The sequence below is a fragment of the Sphingomonas koreensis genome (assembly GCF_002797435.1).
GTDB classification, from domain to species: domain Bacteria; phylum Pseudomonadota; class Alphaproteobacteria; order Sphingomonadales; family Sphingomonadaceae; genus Sphingomonas; species Sphingomonas koreensis.
This window is the reverse complement of record NZ_PGEN01000001.1, coordinates 1,305,466-1,319,735: the sequence shown is the minus strand read 5'-3', so window position 1 is coordinate 1,319,735 and position 14,270 is coordinate 1,305,466. Positions and strand designations below refer to the sequence as shown.

At 64.9% G+C, this 14,270-nt stretch carries 9 protein-coding genes and 1 tRNA gene; 2 read left to right on the top strand and 8 right to left on the bottom strand.

What is annotated here, in order from left to right:
- Positions 1-70 precede the first annotated feature (70 nt).
- Entirely contained in the window at positions 71-4,684 is a 4,614-nt protein-coding gene (locus BDW16_RS06165; RefSeq protein WP_066580958.1) for an NAD-glutamate dehydrogenase, read from the bottom strand.
- A 167-nt stretch (positions 4,685-4,851) separates the two neighbouring features.
- Positions 4,852-6,129 (bottom strand): PAS domain-containing protein, encoded by a 1,278-nt coding sequence (locus BDW16_RS06160; RefSeq protein ID WP_066580959.1) that lies wholly within the window; start codon positions 6,127-6,129, stop codon positions 4,852-4,854.
- 169 nt (positions 6,130-6,298) lie between these two features.
- Here BDW16_RS06160 and BDW16_RS06155 point away from each other — a divergent pair.
- Positions 6,299-6,374: transfer RNA gene (locus BDW16_RS06155), tRNA-Thr, on the top strand.
- Here the strand turns inward: BDW16_RS06155 and BDW16_RS06150 are convergent.
- The 6 genes from BDW16_RS06150 to BDW16_RS21060 all read right to left on the bottom strand — a co-directional run bounded on the left by BDW16_RS06150 (position 6,345) and on the right by BDW16_RS21060 (position 12,882).
- Complete coding sequence (locus BDW16_RS06150; protein WP_164523307.1) at positions 6,345-7,967, bottom strand: recombinase family protein; 1,623 nt, start codon at positions 7,965-7,967, stop codon at positions 6,345-6,347. The two genes, BDW16_RS06155 and BDW16_RS06150, sit on opposite strands and share 30 nt — an antisense overlap.
- A 355-nt stretch (positions 7,968-8,322) precedes the next feature.
- The gene (gene istB / locus BDW16_RS06145; RefSeq protein WP_174532086.1) at positions 8,323-9,153 is read right to left on the bottom strand and encodes an IS21-like element helper ATPase IstB; all 831 of its coding nucleotides are present in this window, start codon (positions 9,151-9,153) and stop codon (positions 8,323-8,325) included.
- Entirely contained in the window at positions 9,150-10,649 is a 1,500-nt protein-coding gene (istA, locus tag BDW16_RS06140) for an IS21 family transposase (protein WP_066582067.1), read from the bottom strand. Before istA ends, istB begins: the two co-directional genes overlap by 4 nt.
- 162 nt (positions 10,650-10,811) lie before the next feature.
- Positions 10,812-12,230, bottom strand: coding sequence for a hypothetical protein (locus BDW16_RS06135; protein WP_100362718.1), 1,419 nt, complete (start codon positions 12,228-12,230; stop codon positions 10,812-10,814).
- Positions 12,227-12,511 carry a hypothetical protein gene (locus tag BDW16_RS06130; protein ID WP_066582080.1) on the bottom strand — a complete coding sequence of 95 codons (285 nt, stop codon included), beginning with the start codon at positions 12,509-12,511 and terminating at the stop codon, positions 12,227-12,229. Before BDW16_RS06130 ends, BDW16_RS06135 begins: the two co-directional genes overlap by 4 nt.
- A complete protein-coding gene (locus tag BDW16_RS21060; protein WP_157081455.1) occupies positions 12,508-12,882 on the bottom strand; it encodes a hypothetical protein in 375 nt (124 codons plus the stop codon). Before BDW16_RS21060 ends, BDW16_RS06130 begins: the two co-directional genes overlap by 4 nt.
- 479 nt (positions 12,883-13,361) lie before the next feature.
- Between BDW16_RS21060 and BDW16_RS06125 the strand changes: the two genes are divergently transcribed.
- A complete protein-coding gene (locus tag BDW16_RS06125; RefSeq protein ID WP_100362717.1) occupies positions 13,362-14,270 on the top strand; it encodes a tyrosine-type recombinase/integrase in 909 nt (302 codons plus the stop codon).

Here is a 14,270-nt window from a genome sequence, read left to right as displayed (position 1 = left end):
GAGCTGCTTCGTCCCGTCCCGCCGTCACCCCGGCCCAAGACCGGGGTGACGGTTGACGGTATTGCGGTGCCTATCGCCCCAGCAGGACGCGCGCCTGTCCGGCGATTTGCGCAAGCATCGCTGCGTTTGGCGTGGGCGCCTTGCGTGCACGGGCGACAAGGGCAGCGAACTGCTCGACGCGGGCCCCATGATCGGCGAGCCAGGCATCGACCGCGGCGCGCGGGTCCTTGCCGTCGGCGCGGGCGAGGAACTCGAGGCGCAGCTGCTGGAAATCGCGCGCAAGGCCCGCGATCAGCAACCGCTCCCACGGGTCGCCGGCGACGATGCGTGCCGCCACCGCCTGCGCCCAGTCGAGGCCGAGTTCCTGGCCCAGATGGGTGAAGGCATGAGTCAGCTCGGTCTCGTCGATGCCGCGGCGCTGGCCGAGATCGGCAAGGCCGACTGCGCCGTCCAGCTCGAAGATACGGACGATCTTCGTGACCAGATCGTGCGGCGCGCCCGCTTCCTCCAGCTTTGCGGCGATGCGGCCGGACTGCGCGCGTGCTTCTTCCTTGAGCAGCTTCTTGGTCTGGCGGTCGAGGCCGGCGATGCCGGGCTTGAGGCGAGCGATCAGCTCGCCCGGCCCTTCGTCCGGACGATCGACCCGCAGCAGATCGGCGATCTGCGCGCGGGTTGCGACGGCAACCTCGTCGAGCAAGGCAAGGCGCGCCTGCTCGCTGATTGCCGCGGTCTCGATCGCTTCCCAGATCGCGGGCAGGCCGAACAGCCGCTCGGCGACGACGAACATCGCGGCGATGTCGCGCAGCGATGCGCCTTCCTCCTCGGCCAGCTCGAACGGGTGGAGCACGCCGAGCCGGTTGACGATGCGGTTGGCGAGCTTGGTCGCGACGATCTCGCCGCGCAGGCGATGCTCCTCGATCGGCTTCTTGAACTTCTTCTGCATCGCCGGCGGGAAGGCGGCGATCAGATCGGGTTCGAGTTCGGGGTCAAGGCCGAGATCGCCGTCCTCAATGGCATCCTGCAGCGCGAGCTTGGACGTGGCGAGCAGCACGGCGAGCTCGGGCCGGGTCAGGCCGCGGCCTTCCTGCGCGCGGCGCAGATAGTCCTCGTTCGAGCCGAGGCCCTCGACCGCACGGTCGAGGCGGCCGGAAGCCTCGAGAATCTCGATGACGCGCACGAAGCTGGGCACCGCAACTGCGCCGTCATTCTCGAGGAACGAGAGCGCCAGTGTCTGGAGGCGGTTATCCTCCAGCACCAGATGCGCGACGTCGTCGGTCATGCTGGCGAGCAAGGTGTTGCGATCGTCGATCTTGAGGCGTCCCTCGATCACCTCGCGGTTGAGGGCGATCTTGATGTTCACCTCGTTATCCGAACAATCGACGCCGGCCGAGTTGTCGATGAAGTCGGTGTTGAGGCGGCCGCCGCGCAGCGAGAAGGCGATACGCGCTGCCTGGGTGACGCCCAGGTTCGCGCCTTCGCCGATGGCGCGTGCGCGCATGTCCTCGGCATTGACGCGCAGGCGATCGTTGGCGGGATCGCCCACTTCGATATGCGCTTCCGACGCCGCCTTCACATAGGTGCCGATGCCGCCGAACCAGATCAGGTCGACCGGGGCCTTGAGGATGGCGGAGATGAGCGCGTTGGGCTCCATCTCCTCGGCATCGATGCCGAGCACTTCGCGGACCTGGGGGCTGAGCTTGATGACCTTCTCGGTCCGCGCGAACACGCCGCCGCCCTTGGAGATCAGGCTGGGATCGTAATCGGCCCAGCTCGACCGCGACAGCGCGAACATGCGGGCACGCTCGTCCCAGCTCTTGGCGGGATCGGGATCGGGATCGAGGAAGATGTGGCGATGGTCGAACGCGGCGACCAGCTTGATCGCCTTGGACAGCAGCATGCCATTGCCGAACACATCGCCCGACATGTCGCCACAGCCCGCGACGCGGATGCTCTGCGTCTGGACGTCGGTGCCCATTTCCAGGAAGTGGCGCTGGACGCTGACCCACGCGCCCTTGGCGGTGATGCCCATCGCCTTGTGATCGTAGCCGACCGAGCCGCCGCTGGCGAAGGCGTCGCCCAACCAGAAGTTGCGCTCGATCGCGATCGCATTGGCGACGTCGGAGAAGGTTGCGGTACCCTTGTCGGCCGCGACGACGAAATAGGGATCTTCGCCGTCGAGGATCGCGACGCTGTCCGGATGGACGACCTTGCCGCTGACGATATTGTCGGTGATCGACAGCAGCGAGCGGATGAAGATGCGGTAGCTTTCCTTGCCCTCCTCGAACCACGCGTCGCGGTCGATCGCGGGGGAGGGAAGCTGCTTGGGATAGAAGCCGCCCTTCGCGCCGGTCGGCACGATGACGGCGTTCTTGACGCGTTGCGCCTTCATCAGCCCGAGGATTTCGGTGCGGAAGTCGTCGCGCCGGTCGGACCAGCGCAGCCCGCCGCGCGCGACCGGACCGGCGCGCAGGTGGATACCTTCGACCCGCGGCGAATAGACCCAGATCTCGCGCCAGGGGAGCGGGGCGGGGAGGTTCGGCACCCTGGCGCTGTCGAGCTTGAACGCCAGCGCTTCAGCCGCGGCGGGCGCGAAGGCGTTGGTGCGCAGCGTCGCGCGGATCACGCCCGCGATGGCGCGCAGGATGCGATCGTCGTCGATCGCGCTGACGGCATCGAGTCCGGCTGCGATCGCGGCGTCGGCGGTCTTGACCGCCTCGGCGCTGCCCTTGGCGCGTGCCGGATCGTGCGCGGCGGCGAACCGCTCGACCAGCGCGGTGGCGACCGCGGGCGCACGGCGCAGCGCCTCGACCACGGTGACGAGCCCGTAGGTAAGGCCGGTCTGGCGCAGGTAGCGGAACCAGGCGCGCAGCAGCACGACCGATGCGGGCGCGATGCCCGCCTCGACGATCAGGCGGTTGAACGCGTCGTTCTCCGCGCGCCCTTCGAGCACCGCGGCGATCGCCTCCTCGACCGTCGGGATATCCCCCTTGAGCTTCGCTTCGCCGGTCAGCTCGACCTCGAAGTCATGGATATAGGCGCCGGTTTCGCCGGAAAGCGCGGTCGGCAACTCCTCGATCACGCGGAAGCCGAAATTCTCGAACACCGGCACCGCGTCCGACAGCGCCAGCGCGCCGCCAAGGCGGTAGAGCTTGATGCGCAGCTTGCCCGCCTGTTCGAAGAAGCGAACCGAGCGCGCATCGGCATCGGCCAGGCCGGCGATGCGGACGATGTCGCGCGCCGCCTCTTCCGGCCCGTTATGGTTGCGGTAGCCGGGCGGAAAGGCGGGAGCGTGGCGCAGCGCCATCCTCGCGGCGCGATTGGCGGCAAGGCCGTCCTCGATCAGCGCGGCCTCGACCGCGGGAAGCCAGCCGCGGACCATGCGCTCAAGCTCGGCGTCGAGCGCGGCAGCGTCGGGCATGCGACCCTCGCCGCGCAGGTCGAGCGTGTAGCGCAGCAAGGCGACCGGTCCGTCCTCGAGCGCGATCGACCAGCTGATCTGGGTGGCGTTGGCGGAGCGTTCCAGCATCTCGCCGATCGCGACGCGGCGGCCGGTCGAGACGTCGTCGCGGGGCAGCCAGACAAAGGCGAAGAGATGGCGGCCGAGCGCGCTGCGGATCAGCACCAGCTTCGAGCGCGGGCGGTCCGTCACCGACATGGCGGTGAGTGCGATCTGCTCCAGCGCTTCCTGCGGGAAGGCGATGGTCAGGTCGTGCGGCAGCCCGGTCAGCGCGTGCGTCAGCGCCTTGCCGGTATGGCCGCGCGGGTCGAATCCGAACTTGGTTTCGAGCGAGGTGAGGCGCGCGCGCAGCAGCGGCACCTCGTCGGGCGTCGAATGGAGCGCGGCGCTGGTCCACAGACCGGCATGGATCGACAGGCCGGTGACCTTGCCGCCCTCGCGCAGCGGCACGAGCACCAGGTCGAGCGGGGCCCGGCGATGGACGGTCGAGATGAGGTTGGACTTGAGCAGCAGCGGCGGCTGGCCGCCCTTCTCGAACCACTCGACCGCAAGCTGGCGCGAGGCGTCTGCAAGCAGCGGCGTATCCAGCTTCATGCGGCAGATGCCGGCGGCGTCGGTGACGCTGCCGTCGATATGCCAAACCTCGTGCCCGACCAGTGTCATGCTGCCGCCCTGGAACCAGCGCAGCAGCGAAGCGCCTTCGGGATCGCCGACGCGGCTCGCGTCGTCGCTCATCGCGCGGCGCAGTTCGGGCCAGTCGGTCACGGCGGCACGGACATGGCCGAGGTTGCGTTCGAGGTCGCGGACGAGACCAGTGCGATCGCGCGCATCGGCGCGCTCGAGTTCCATATAGACCATGGATTCGCGGGAGCCGCCGGCACCGATGCCGGTCAGGGCGCCGTCGCCGGTCCGTTCGACGGCGACGACGGGGTGGATCACGCGGCGGATGGCAATGTCGTGGGCGGCAATGGTGGCAGAGATCGAATCGACGAGGAAGGGCATGTCATCATTGACGACGGCGAGCCGCATGGTGCGGCTGTCCTCGCCAAGACCGGTTTCAAGCGCGATCCCGGGCACGCCGGGCGGCCGTGTCGCGGCAGCTTCCGCGACGAACCGGGCGGCAGTGGCGCGCTCGGCATCGCCGAACCCCTCTAGCTCTCCCGGCAGGGCTCCATCGGTAAGACGCGCCTGCAGCGCGTCGGCGAGCGACTTGATCGGCTTGCTCATGCCCGCGGGCTATGCGCCGGGTTTCGGCGCGGCTCAAGGCTTGCTGCACTGCAACGTGACAATTGAGACGAAGTTGCGATGTCAACGGTGACAATCGACACAAAGCTGCGCGACGGCTGGGTGTTTGTTAGCTCCGTGTCGGCGACATTGCTGGAATCGGCCGTGAATCAGGCCGCGGCCTTGCGTACGACGCGCTCGGCGAAGGCTGCATCGCCTTCGACCTTGGCCAGGATGTCGAGCATTCCGTCGCTTCCCGCCCGGGCGAGCAGCACGACGAACTCCGATTCGCCGGCCTCGATCTCGACATGGGCGAGCGGCGGGCGGCTGCGCAGTTCCTCGGCGGCGCGGGCATAGACATCGAGCTTTCGCGCGGGCTTGCGGAGCGCGCGCTCGTTCTTGACGATCGCCTTGATCCCGCCGGGTTCCGCCGTGAGGAAGGCGTCGAGTCCGCCTTCGCCGACATCGTTCCGCCGCGCGTTGCTCATCACCGCGGCGAATTCGGTCAGGCGCGTCTTGTCGTAGCCGGCGCCGAAGACGAGCTTGGCGGCTGCGGTCATCGGCGCGCGCGCCTGAACGCTGATCGATGCATCGCGGAGCAGTTCGGCATAGGCGTCCGCATCCGACTCCGCGGCGCGCACGAAATCATAGGCACGCGAAAGCGCGCGATAGAGCGAGGCGTGGCTTCGAATGTCGGCAGCGCGTGCCATCGCCGCGCTTTCGCGGGCGAGCATCAGGCGGCCGGCAAGCGTGTCCGGGACTGCGGCGACATCGTCGTGCGGCACCGCGGGCTCGGATGCCTCCTCCGCGATCGGCGCGCTCGGACCATCGGCCCAGACCGGCGCGGCGACGGTGGGCGCAGGCGCGGTCCGGCGCGCTTCCTCGACCTCGCGCTCCAGCTTTGCCTGGGTCTCGGCGTCGACCATCTCCTTCCAGTTGATGACGCCATAGATGAAGTCGATCGTGTCCTCGTCCGAGGAATAGGGCATCAGGATGCCGCGATAGAGCGTGTTGTGCCCGCGCTGGCCGACGAATTCGGCCTCGAAGCCGATCGGCGCGCGATTGGCGATGATCTGCAGATAATGGTCGGTCAGGCGCGAGAGCAGCGAGCGGGCGGGGACTTCGCCGACATGGGTGATCAGGCTGGTGACGCCGCATTCCTCGCGGAGCGATGCGCCAAGGTAGCGGATAGCCGGGTTCTCGATGCCGCCGCTGAAATCGAGCAGCACGCTGTGCGGGCCGAAATCGGCGATGCTTTCGGGGTCGAGATCCTCGATCGAGGGATAGGCGCGCCCGCGCAGCAGCGAAACCCAGTGATTATACGCCCGCACATGCATGCGCCGCTCGTCGGTCCCGATGTCGAGCCGGTGCCGGCCATCACCCGAATCGCCGACGCCGGTATCGTCGTGGCCGGTTTGGTGGCGGTCTTCGAGTCCGCGGGTGTCCATGCGCATGCTCCACAGAGGGCAGATACCCTCGAATATGCCGAGTCTGCGCATGGCATGGTAAATCTTGCGTAAAGACGCGCGAGGCTTTCGCCGCCTATCCGGAACGCTTGTCAGCGGCGAAAGAGGCTGGTAAGCGCCGCCACCTTCCACCGGCGGTTCCGCCGGCAGGGCCGCTTTAGCTCAGTTGGTAGAGCATCGCATTCGTAATGCGGGGGTCACAGGTTCGAGTCCTGTAAGCGGCACCATTCCCGGTCAAAACTGGGCACTGACGTGAGCGAGCCGGTCTCGCCCTTATGGGCACCGGCTTCGAGCGCCGCCCTGGACCCCGCGACAAGTATTTCGTTGTCGTTGACGACGACCCCCGACACGAAGATCCGCAGATAGGCGCGCCGCAATTCGGTGTTGGCGCCAGTGATCTCGGCGCGGAGACGCTCACCGAACCGCTTGACCGCGGCGTCGTCGATCCGCCCCGCCTTGCGGCCAATCTGCTTTGCGAGGCTGCGCTCGGTTTCGGAAAGCGCCGCAATCGATGCACGCGCCTCAGCCAGCTTGGCGGCGAATACCGGTTCGCGCGGACTCATGATTTCCTCAGCGACGAGATCAAGCAAACGGCTAAGCCGCCCTTCGGCAGCGATGCGCTCGCGCCGCACACGATCGTGATCCTTGCGGCGACGTTCTTCAGCCTCGTCGGACCGGTCGAGCACATCGGCAAGTAGAATGCGAAGCCGCGCCGGGGCCAGTACACGCTTCAACAGCCCGTCGAGAACAATCTGATCTAGCGCCTCCTCACGGATCGGTTTGCTTTTGCAACGTTCGGCACCTGCAGTCGCCTTGGCATTGCAGGTGTAATAGCGATAGGCACCGGCTTTTCCGGAGCGGATCACAAGACCGGCTCCGCACCCGGAATGACCGCACGTGGCAACCCCGCCGAGCAATACTGGCGAGTTGGTTATGCGTGGGGCCCGGACACGCGGCGCGGACTTCGCACGGGTGGCAGCAACCTGCGCCATCAGGTCCGGCTCGATGATCTGCGGGCACGATACGATTACCGGGTCGCCGCCGCCGGCGGGCAAGGCCTGAGCGTTGGTCGGGCGATGCAGGTATGCGCCAGCATAATGCTGGCGTGTCAGAATGCCATCGACATTGCTGTTGTGAAACCGTCGACCCCGCAGACTGTAGCCGTTGTCATTGAGATAGGCAGCAATCGCACGGGTGCCCATCGGCCGGCCGTGCAGACCTTGCAGAGCAAGGTCGAAGATCAGCCGGACAATGCGAGCTTCGTCCTCGCGGATGAAGAGCTTCTTACGCTCTTTGCGGTCAAAAACACTAACGACGCGCGATTCATAACCGAGCGGGATCGGGCCGCCGTTCCAGTGGCCGCTGATGGCATTGCCTCGCCGATCGCGGGTCGTAAACACCGAGGCGTCGTGAACGTATTTCTCATTCATGACCGCGACCATGGCCCGCCCCATTTTGCCATTTGAGTCGTTACCGAAGTTTTCGGTTAAACTGAGCAGACTCACACCGGCTTCGGCCAGCCTGTGCTCTGACACGACCTGAGTCAGCAATCGCCTGGCGAAGCGACTGAGTGCATATACGATGATCATATGGACTGGGCGATCCGGCGCCGTAGCCTGGGTCATCATCCTGTCGAATTGCTTGCGCTGGAGCTTGCGACCAGAAACGTTCAGTTCCTCGAATATCGTGACAAGCTCGATACCCTCGCGTTCGGCGTGGGCGCGGATCGCGGCGCCTTGAGCGGAAATGCTGGCATTCTGGCCGCCCTCTTCATCGACGCTGACGCGGACATAGCCATAAGCGCGGAGAGCGGGTTTCATCTGATTTTTTCCTTTCTGCAGGGCCGACGATCGTCGATCGCCGCCCATCTGGCCAGCGGCTAATGATCCTCGTCCAGGATCGCGGCGAGATCTGCGCCGAGGTGAAGCACGATCAACGCGACCTCATCAGTCAGGACGGGCAGCACATTAGGTGCGTCGGTGAGCGCGACCAGCAGGGAAGCCTCATCACGCGGTCGCAGTCCTTGTCGTGTTGATTTGCCTTCGGTTGCCTGTCAACGGCGGTCGGATTTCAGGCCAGCATGGCGGAGTAAAAGCAGGCCATTGAGGATGAACGCGGACTATATGCAAAGGGCCCCGATCGGGGCCCTTTGCATATTTGCCGTTTTGCGGCGGGTCAGTCGGCGGGGGTGGCCTGGTTTTGCTCCGCCCTGGCAGCGCGGCGACGGTGGGCGGATTGCTTCAGGCGGTAGCTGTCGCCGTTCATGGTCAGGATGCTGACGTGGTGAGTGAGCCTGTCGAGCAGCGCTCCGGTGAGCCGCTCGGACCCGAGGACCTGCGTCCAGTCCTCGAACGGCAGGTTGGAGGTGACGATGGTCGATCCGCGCTCGTAACGCTGTGAGAAGGTCTCGAACAACAGTTCCGCGCCCGTGGGGGAGAGCGGAACGTAGCCCAGTTCATCGACGATCAGCAGCTTCACGGCGGCAAGCTCGCGTTGCATCTTGAGCAGCCGCTTTTCGTCGCGGGCTTCCAGCAACTGGTTCACCAGCGCTGCGGCGGTGGTGAACGCGACCGTGAAGCCCTTCTGGCAGGCGGCCAGTCCCAGGGCGAGCGCGGCGTGCGTTTTGCCCGTGCCACTGTTGCCAAGCGCGATGATGTTTTCCCGGCGCAAGATGTACTCGCAGCGTGCCAGTTCCAGCACGAGCATCTTGTTGAGGCTGGGGATGGCCGTGAAGTCGAAGGTATCGAGGCTCTTCACCGCCGGGAACCGGGCAGCACGGATCCGGCGCTCGACCGTGCGGCGCTCCCGGTCGATCAGCTCCAGTTCGATGAGACGCAGCAGGTAGCGGGTGTGATCAACGCCATCGCGCGCACATTCCCGGGCCAGCTTCTCATACTCGCGCAGGACCGTGGGCAGCTTGAGCTGCTTGAGGTGATGCGCCAGCAGAACCTGCGGCGTGCCCGCCGTCGTACCGGGCGGCATCTTGTCGTCCGCCGCCCGGCTCATGCCGCCAGCTCCGGCAGGAGAGCGGCGTAGTCGGCGGCGCGCGTCGTCTTCACCTCCATCCTGGGCAGGTGCGGATAGGCGGTTAGATCGAGCCGGGCAGGCCGACGCTCGATGCGCGCAAGCGCGATCTGCTTGATCGCATCGAAGCCGATCGCACCGATATGGATCGCCTCGTTCACCGCGAAGGTGACCACCTCCATCGGGAGCGCTTCCAGAAGGCGCAGCACCTGGATGAACTCGCGCTTGCCCTTGTTGCCCATCCGCGCCTCCAGAAGATGGCGCAGATGCTGGAACACCTCGGGCAGATCCCAGCCCTGAAGTGCGGCGGCCTGGTCAAGGGCTCCAGGCTTGCTCTCGATCAGCGCCAGGTAATGCAGTGGGTTCGCCACGAACATGGCTTCGCCATAGCAGCGCGGATGGCGGGCGATCTCCTCGCCGCCGCACAAGATGACGACCTGATCGACGAAGCCCTTCACCACCACGTCCTGGAAGCCGTAGCGGGTCGGAACCGAGTAGTCGTTGGTCCGGTAGCGCACCAGCGCGGTCGAGGAGACGCGCGCAGCCCTGGTTTCACACGGCTCGAACGTCCCGACCGGCACAGGACACATTGCCGCGAGATCGGCCACGAGCCGTTCGCCGATCGTCTGGCTGTGCCGCCCAGCCCGCTCTTCCTGCCGGGCGCGGCAGCGGCGTTCCAGTTCGGCATTGAAGGCATCGTAGCTCGCCGCGTGCGGGATCGGCACCATGAAGTGCGTTCGGGCGTGCTTCACCAGCCCTTCGACTTTCCCCTTGTCGTTGCCCTTGCCGGGGCGACCGAAGCGATCCGTGAACAGGTAATGGCTGACCAGACCGGTAAACGCACGGGTGCGCTCGCGCTTACCGTCGCCGCAAATCTTCGCGACCGCGATCGTGGTATTATCGTACAGGATCGAGCGCGGCACAGCGCCGAAGAAAGCGAACGCCGACACGTGCCCGTCGAGAAACGCCTCGGTCGTCTCCGCCGGATAGGCCTTCACGAAGCAGGCGTCCGATTGTGGCAGGTCCATGCAGAAGAAATGCACCTTCTGCCGGACGCCGCCGATCACGCCCACCGCCTCGCCAAAATCCACCTGCGCGTGGCCCGGTGGATGCGCCAGCGGTACGAACGTCTCGCGGCCGCGCGCCCGGCATTGCCGGACATAATCCTTCACCACCGTGTAGCCGCCACCGTAGCCATGCTCGTCGCGCAGGCGCTCGAAAATCCGCTTGGCCGTGTGCCGCTGCTTCATCGGCGCCGTCCGGTCTTCCGCCAGGATCCGGTCGATCACCGGCAACAACGATCCCAGCTTCGGCTTCGCCACGGGCTTCGTGCGCGTGTAGCCCGGCGGCAGCGAAAACCGGCACATCTTCGAAATCGTTTCACGGCTCAGGCCGAACACTTTCGCCGCTTCCCGTTGGCTGTTCCCTTCCACGAACACAAAACGACGAACCGCTGCGTAGACCTCCACGGCAAACATCCCTGGCCGCTCCAAAAGGAGCAACCTTATCCAATGGCCGGCTTTTACACCGCCGCGCTCAGCAAATCACCGGCGCTCCAGTGGCCTGGTTTGTCACCGCCCTGCACAGTTGCCATGCCGCGGTCATGGCGGAGCGAAAACAGGCGATTGGAGGAGAGGAAGCTACAGTCTCAGCCGAAACCACAGGCGGCCCTGCGCTTCGATAAGAATTCGCCGGTGCAGCCGATTTGTTGGATCGGACGACGCCCTTGCGATTAGCGCATTACCTTCCTTCGACGCCTCAACGAGGAAGCGCGAGCCATGATTCTTGCCTTCGCGCCCGAGACCCTCGACGACCTTTTCAAAGGTGTAGGGTTCCTGCCAACACGCATCGGTGTTGCCTGCTGCCTGTTCCCTCGCGGCGGCATCGGAAAACTTCTTCGGGATAGCATCTTCGTCCTGAACGACGTCGATCCGCAACCTGTGGCACAAGAGGCGTGGCAATTCCGCTGGAAGCATAAAACCGTTCGGCATCAAATCCCTTGGCGGATTGCCCTGGGCGGTGTCGCGAACGATCTGCTCTGCCCAGCTGATCTCATCGCCGGAGCGGAAACGCTTGGCTTCATCTTGGATTCCTGCACCGACATCCACACGGCGAACAGCCGAATGAACCTGTGCCGCGCGCAGCACGCTATTCCACAACAAAGGAATAGCCGGCGTATGCAACCAGCGATGCACTTCCTGAAGGCTCCATTGCTTAGTGCGACGCCCATCCAGAGACTGAACGATGTGGTCCGTCTCCGCCTGGCCCTCCTTAAGCAAGACGGCCAGCAAGCCGATCAGTTCGGAGTCGCTCGGCGCCATGCCGTGTCGCTGCGCGACAGCACGATCGTTCAGCCGTAATGCGCCGACCAATTCAGAGTCCTGCTGAGACGCGACGGGTCCGGAATTCCGGAAGATCGTGTGAACTTCGCTCGCACGCTTCCAAGCTTCCCGCAGGTTTTGTGCTAGCGCCCCGTTACGTGGAACCTTGTTCGTAGCGAGCGCATGAATATCGAGCTTTAGCGGATCGCGTAGCCGGCCTCGGGCGTCTTGAGCGGCACGATAGGCACTATCGAGCGCGTTGAACGCGACAATGTAGGCTAGGTCGAACACAGCTTCCGGATCAGCGGCCATGACCATTTGGATGCCGGTTCCCAGCCTACCCTGCATCATTAGGCCCGCCGCCTCGGAATGATTCTTGCGCACGATTAGCCAAGAATCTGTCATTTCATCGGGTTCTGGTCCGTGCGCCACACTGGTATCCAAGCCGCTGGCCGGTATCGCGACATCGGCGCAGAGACGTGAGAGACAGCCGATCGACCAATCCACTGAACTGACATCGCGCAGGATTCCCCAACGCTCCATCTCGTAATCGGCGATCGAATAATGTTCAGTCTCGAATGAAGGCGCCACCGATGCCAGCCGCGACCAGATCTGATTGACGCTGCAATGGTCATCGATGGCCGCTTGGACGTGCTTGATGAACGACTCGAGTGGTTTGATCTGTCCTTTGGCTGGAGCCAGCACCGAGCTGGTCAGCCCTGCGCGCTTTTTCTTCATCTGCTGCAATCCTCATCTTCATGCGGCGGGGTGATTGCGGAAAGATCATTGATCACGTCGTGGATCACTATGAAAGCCTCGGCGATGCGCTCGTCAGCATCGACGATCGCAGCCGCGAGTTTTCTGAGATCGCTTAGCGATCGGACCAATCGATCGCGCTTCAGCGCATCAAACCGGCGAACGAGCGCATCGCGCTTTCGAATGGCTGCCTCAGCTCGGTCGGTCATGTCTGAAAGTGCCGTAAATGCTTCAAGCCAGCGCGAATCGATCTCTGCCGTCATGGAAGCGCTGGTGCTGGAGGCAACGACCAGAAGCGCGGATTGCCGCCATGCTCATTGATCCAGTCGAACGCATCGCCACGGTTCGCTAGCGTCGGCGGCTCGATGCCGATCGCACGTGCCATCTCACTGGCCAAGAAGGACTGACGGCGTGTCGGTGGCCGACAACGCCATGCAGCTTTCGGGTCGCTTCCTGCCTTGGTTCGGAGGAACTGTTCTGTTTCCTCCGCGTGAAGCGCGGAAAGCCAGTGCAAGCGCGACCAACGACCCCACTCTGCGATAAGCCTGCCATGGTCGGACGCAAACAACATCGCGATCAATTGGCTGAGCGAGAGGTCGGGGTGCTCTGCGGCGGTCTCGGTAATTAGCAGCACGCCTCTAGCACCCAGTGCGTCGAGGCCGCTCAGTTGGATATCGTCAAGAAGGTGCCCGCCATATGACTCCAACGCCGCCCCAGTCCGGTATAGTGCTTTGTCACGCGCATTCCACGCCGCCCGACGATGAAGCCAGGTTTCGGCGTCACGGATTAGGTCATCCAACAGCGCTCGACGTGCCTCGACTCTAGATGTGGCGGCAGACAACCGAGTCCGCAGTCTGGCAGCAGCTGCCGACAGTCTCGATGACACAGGGTCGTCAGGTGCACGATCAGCCATACTCCGCATATGCGCTGCAGCCAGATCGCCATTGGAGGATAGTAAATTGCTACGGCGGCAATTGGGCCGGTGCACGAACCCGCTGCGCGGGAGTGGTGCTGGTGGTGAGGTAACGGCAACGACGCGGGCGCTCGGCGTGGATTGAGCGGCGCCTGCCATGGGCAGACCCTTTCGGCTCCTTCAACCTGAGGAGTCGAACGATGAACGAGCTTGTTCTTGCTGGCGCGGTCAGTCCGCTGCGTCAGCGGCTGGTCGATGATATGACCATGCGCCGGTTCAGTCCTGAGACGCAGCGCAACTATCTGCGCGATGTCGGGCGGTTCGCGACGTGGCTGGGTCGCTCGCCCCACACCGCGAGCGCCGAGGATGTCCGCCAGTTCCAGATCGAGCAGCAGGAGGCTGGTGTCCCGGCACCGACCATGAACAGCATCGTCGCGGCGTTGCGGTTCTTCTTCAACCACACGCTCGACCGACCCGACCTGGCCCGCAAGCTCGTCCGCACGGCTCATGCCCGCAAGATCCCGGTGGTCCTGACGTTGGGCGAGGTGAAGCGGCTGCTCGACGCCACGACCTGCCTCAAGCATCAGGCGGCGCTGTCGGTCGCCTATGGCGCGGGGCTGCGCGTCGCCGAGGTGTCGGCGCTCAAGGTGAGCGATGTCGACAGCAAGCGGATGGTGCTGCGGATCGAGCGTGGCAAGGGCGGAAGGTATCGCAACGCCATGCTGCCGGAGGGCCTGCTCCTGCTGTTGCGGGACTGGTGGCGCGCGGCACGGCAACAGGGCATCATGCTTCCCGACGGCTGGCTCTTCCCCGGCCAGAACGCGACCGTGCCGATCAGTACCCGCCAGCTCTATCGCGTCGTAGTTCAAGCAGCAGAGGCAGCGGATATCGCCAAGCGGGTCGGACCACACACCCTGCGACACAGCTTTGCGACGCATCTGCTCGAGGACGGCGTCGATATCCGCGTCATCCAGGCGCTGCTCGGCCATGCCAAGCTCAACACAACGGCCTTCTACACCCAGGTCGCGACCAGGACGATGCGCGCGGTCGTCAGTCCACTCGACCGGTTGGCGCTGGCCTCACCCGACAAAGGCGCATCCGACGGCTGA

Bases quoted from the DNA above. Each gene is read 5' to 3' on its own strand.
- BDW16_RS06125 (WP_100362717.1), top strand. From the start codon at position 13,362: ATGAACGAGCTTGTTCTTGCTGGCGCGGTCAGTCCGCTGCGTCAGCGG.
- istA (WP_066582067.1), bottom strand. From the start codon at position 10,649: ATGTTTGCCGTGGAGGTCTACGCAGCGGTTCGTCGTTTTGTGTTCGTG.
- istB (WP_174532086.1), bottom strand. From the start codon at position 9,153: ATGAGCCGGGCGGCGGACGACAAGATGCCGCCCGGTACGACGGCGGGC.
- BDW16_RS06165 (WP_066580958.1), bottom strand. From the start codon at position 4,684: ATGAGCAAGCCGATCAAGTCGCTCGCCGACGCGCTGCAGGCGCGTCTT.
- BDW16_RS06130 (WP_066582080.1), bottom strand. From the start codon at position 12,511: ATGACGGCAGAGATCGATTCGCGCTGGCTTGAAGCATTTACGGCACTT.
- BDW16_RS06150 (WP_164523307.1), bottom strand. From the start codon at position 7,967: ATGAAACCCGCTCTCCGCGCTTATGGCTATGTCCGCGTCAGCGTCGAT.
- BDW16_RS06160 (WP_066580959.1), bottom strand. From the start codon at position 6,129: ATGGACACCCGCGGACTCGAAGACCGCCACCAAACCGGCCACGACGAT.
- BDW16_RS06135 (WP_100362718.1), bottom strand. From the start codon at position 12,230: ATGAAGAAAAAGCGCGCAGGGCTGACCAGCTCGGTGCTGGCTCCAGCC.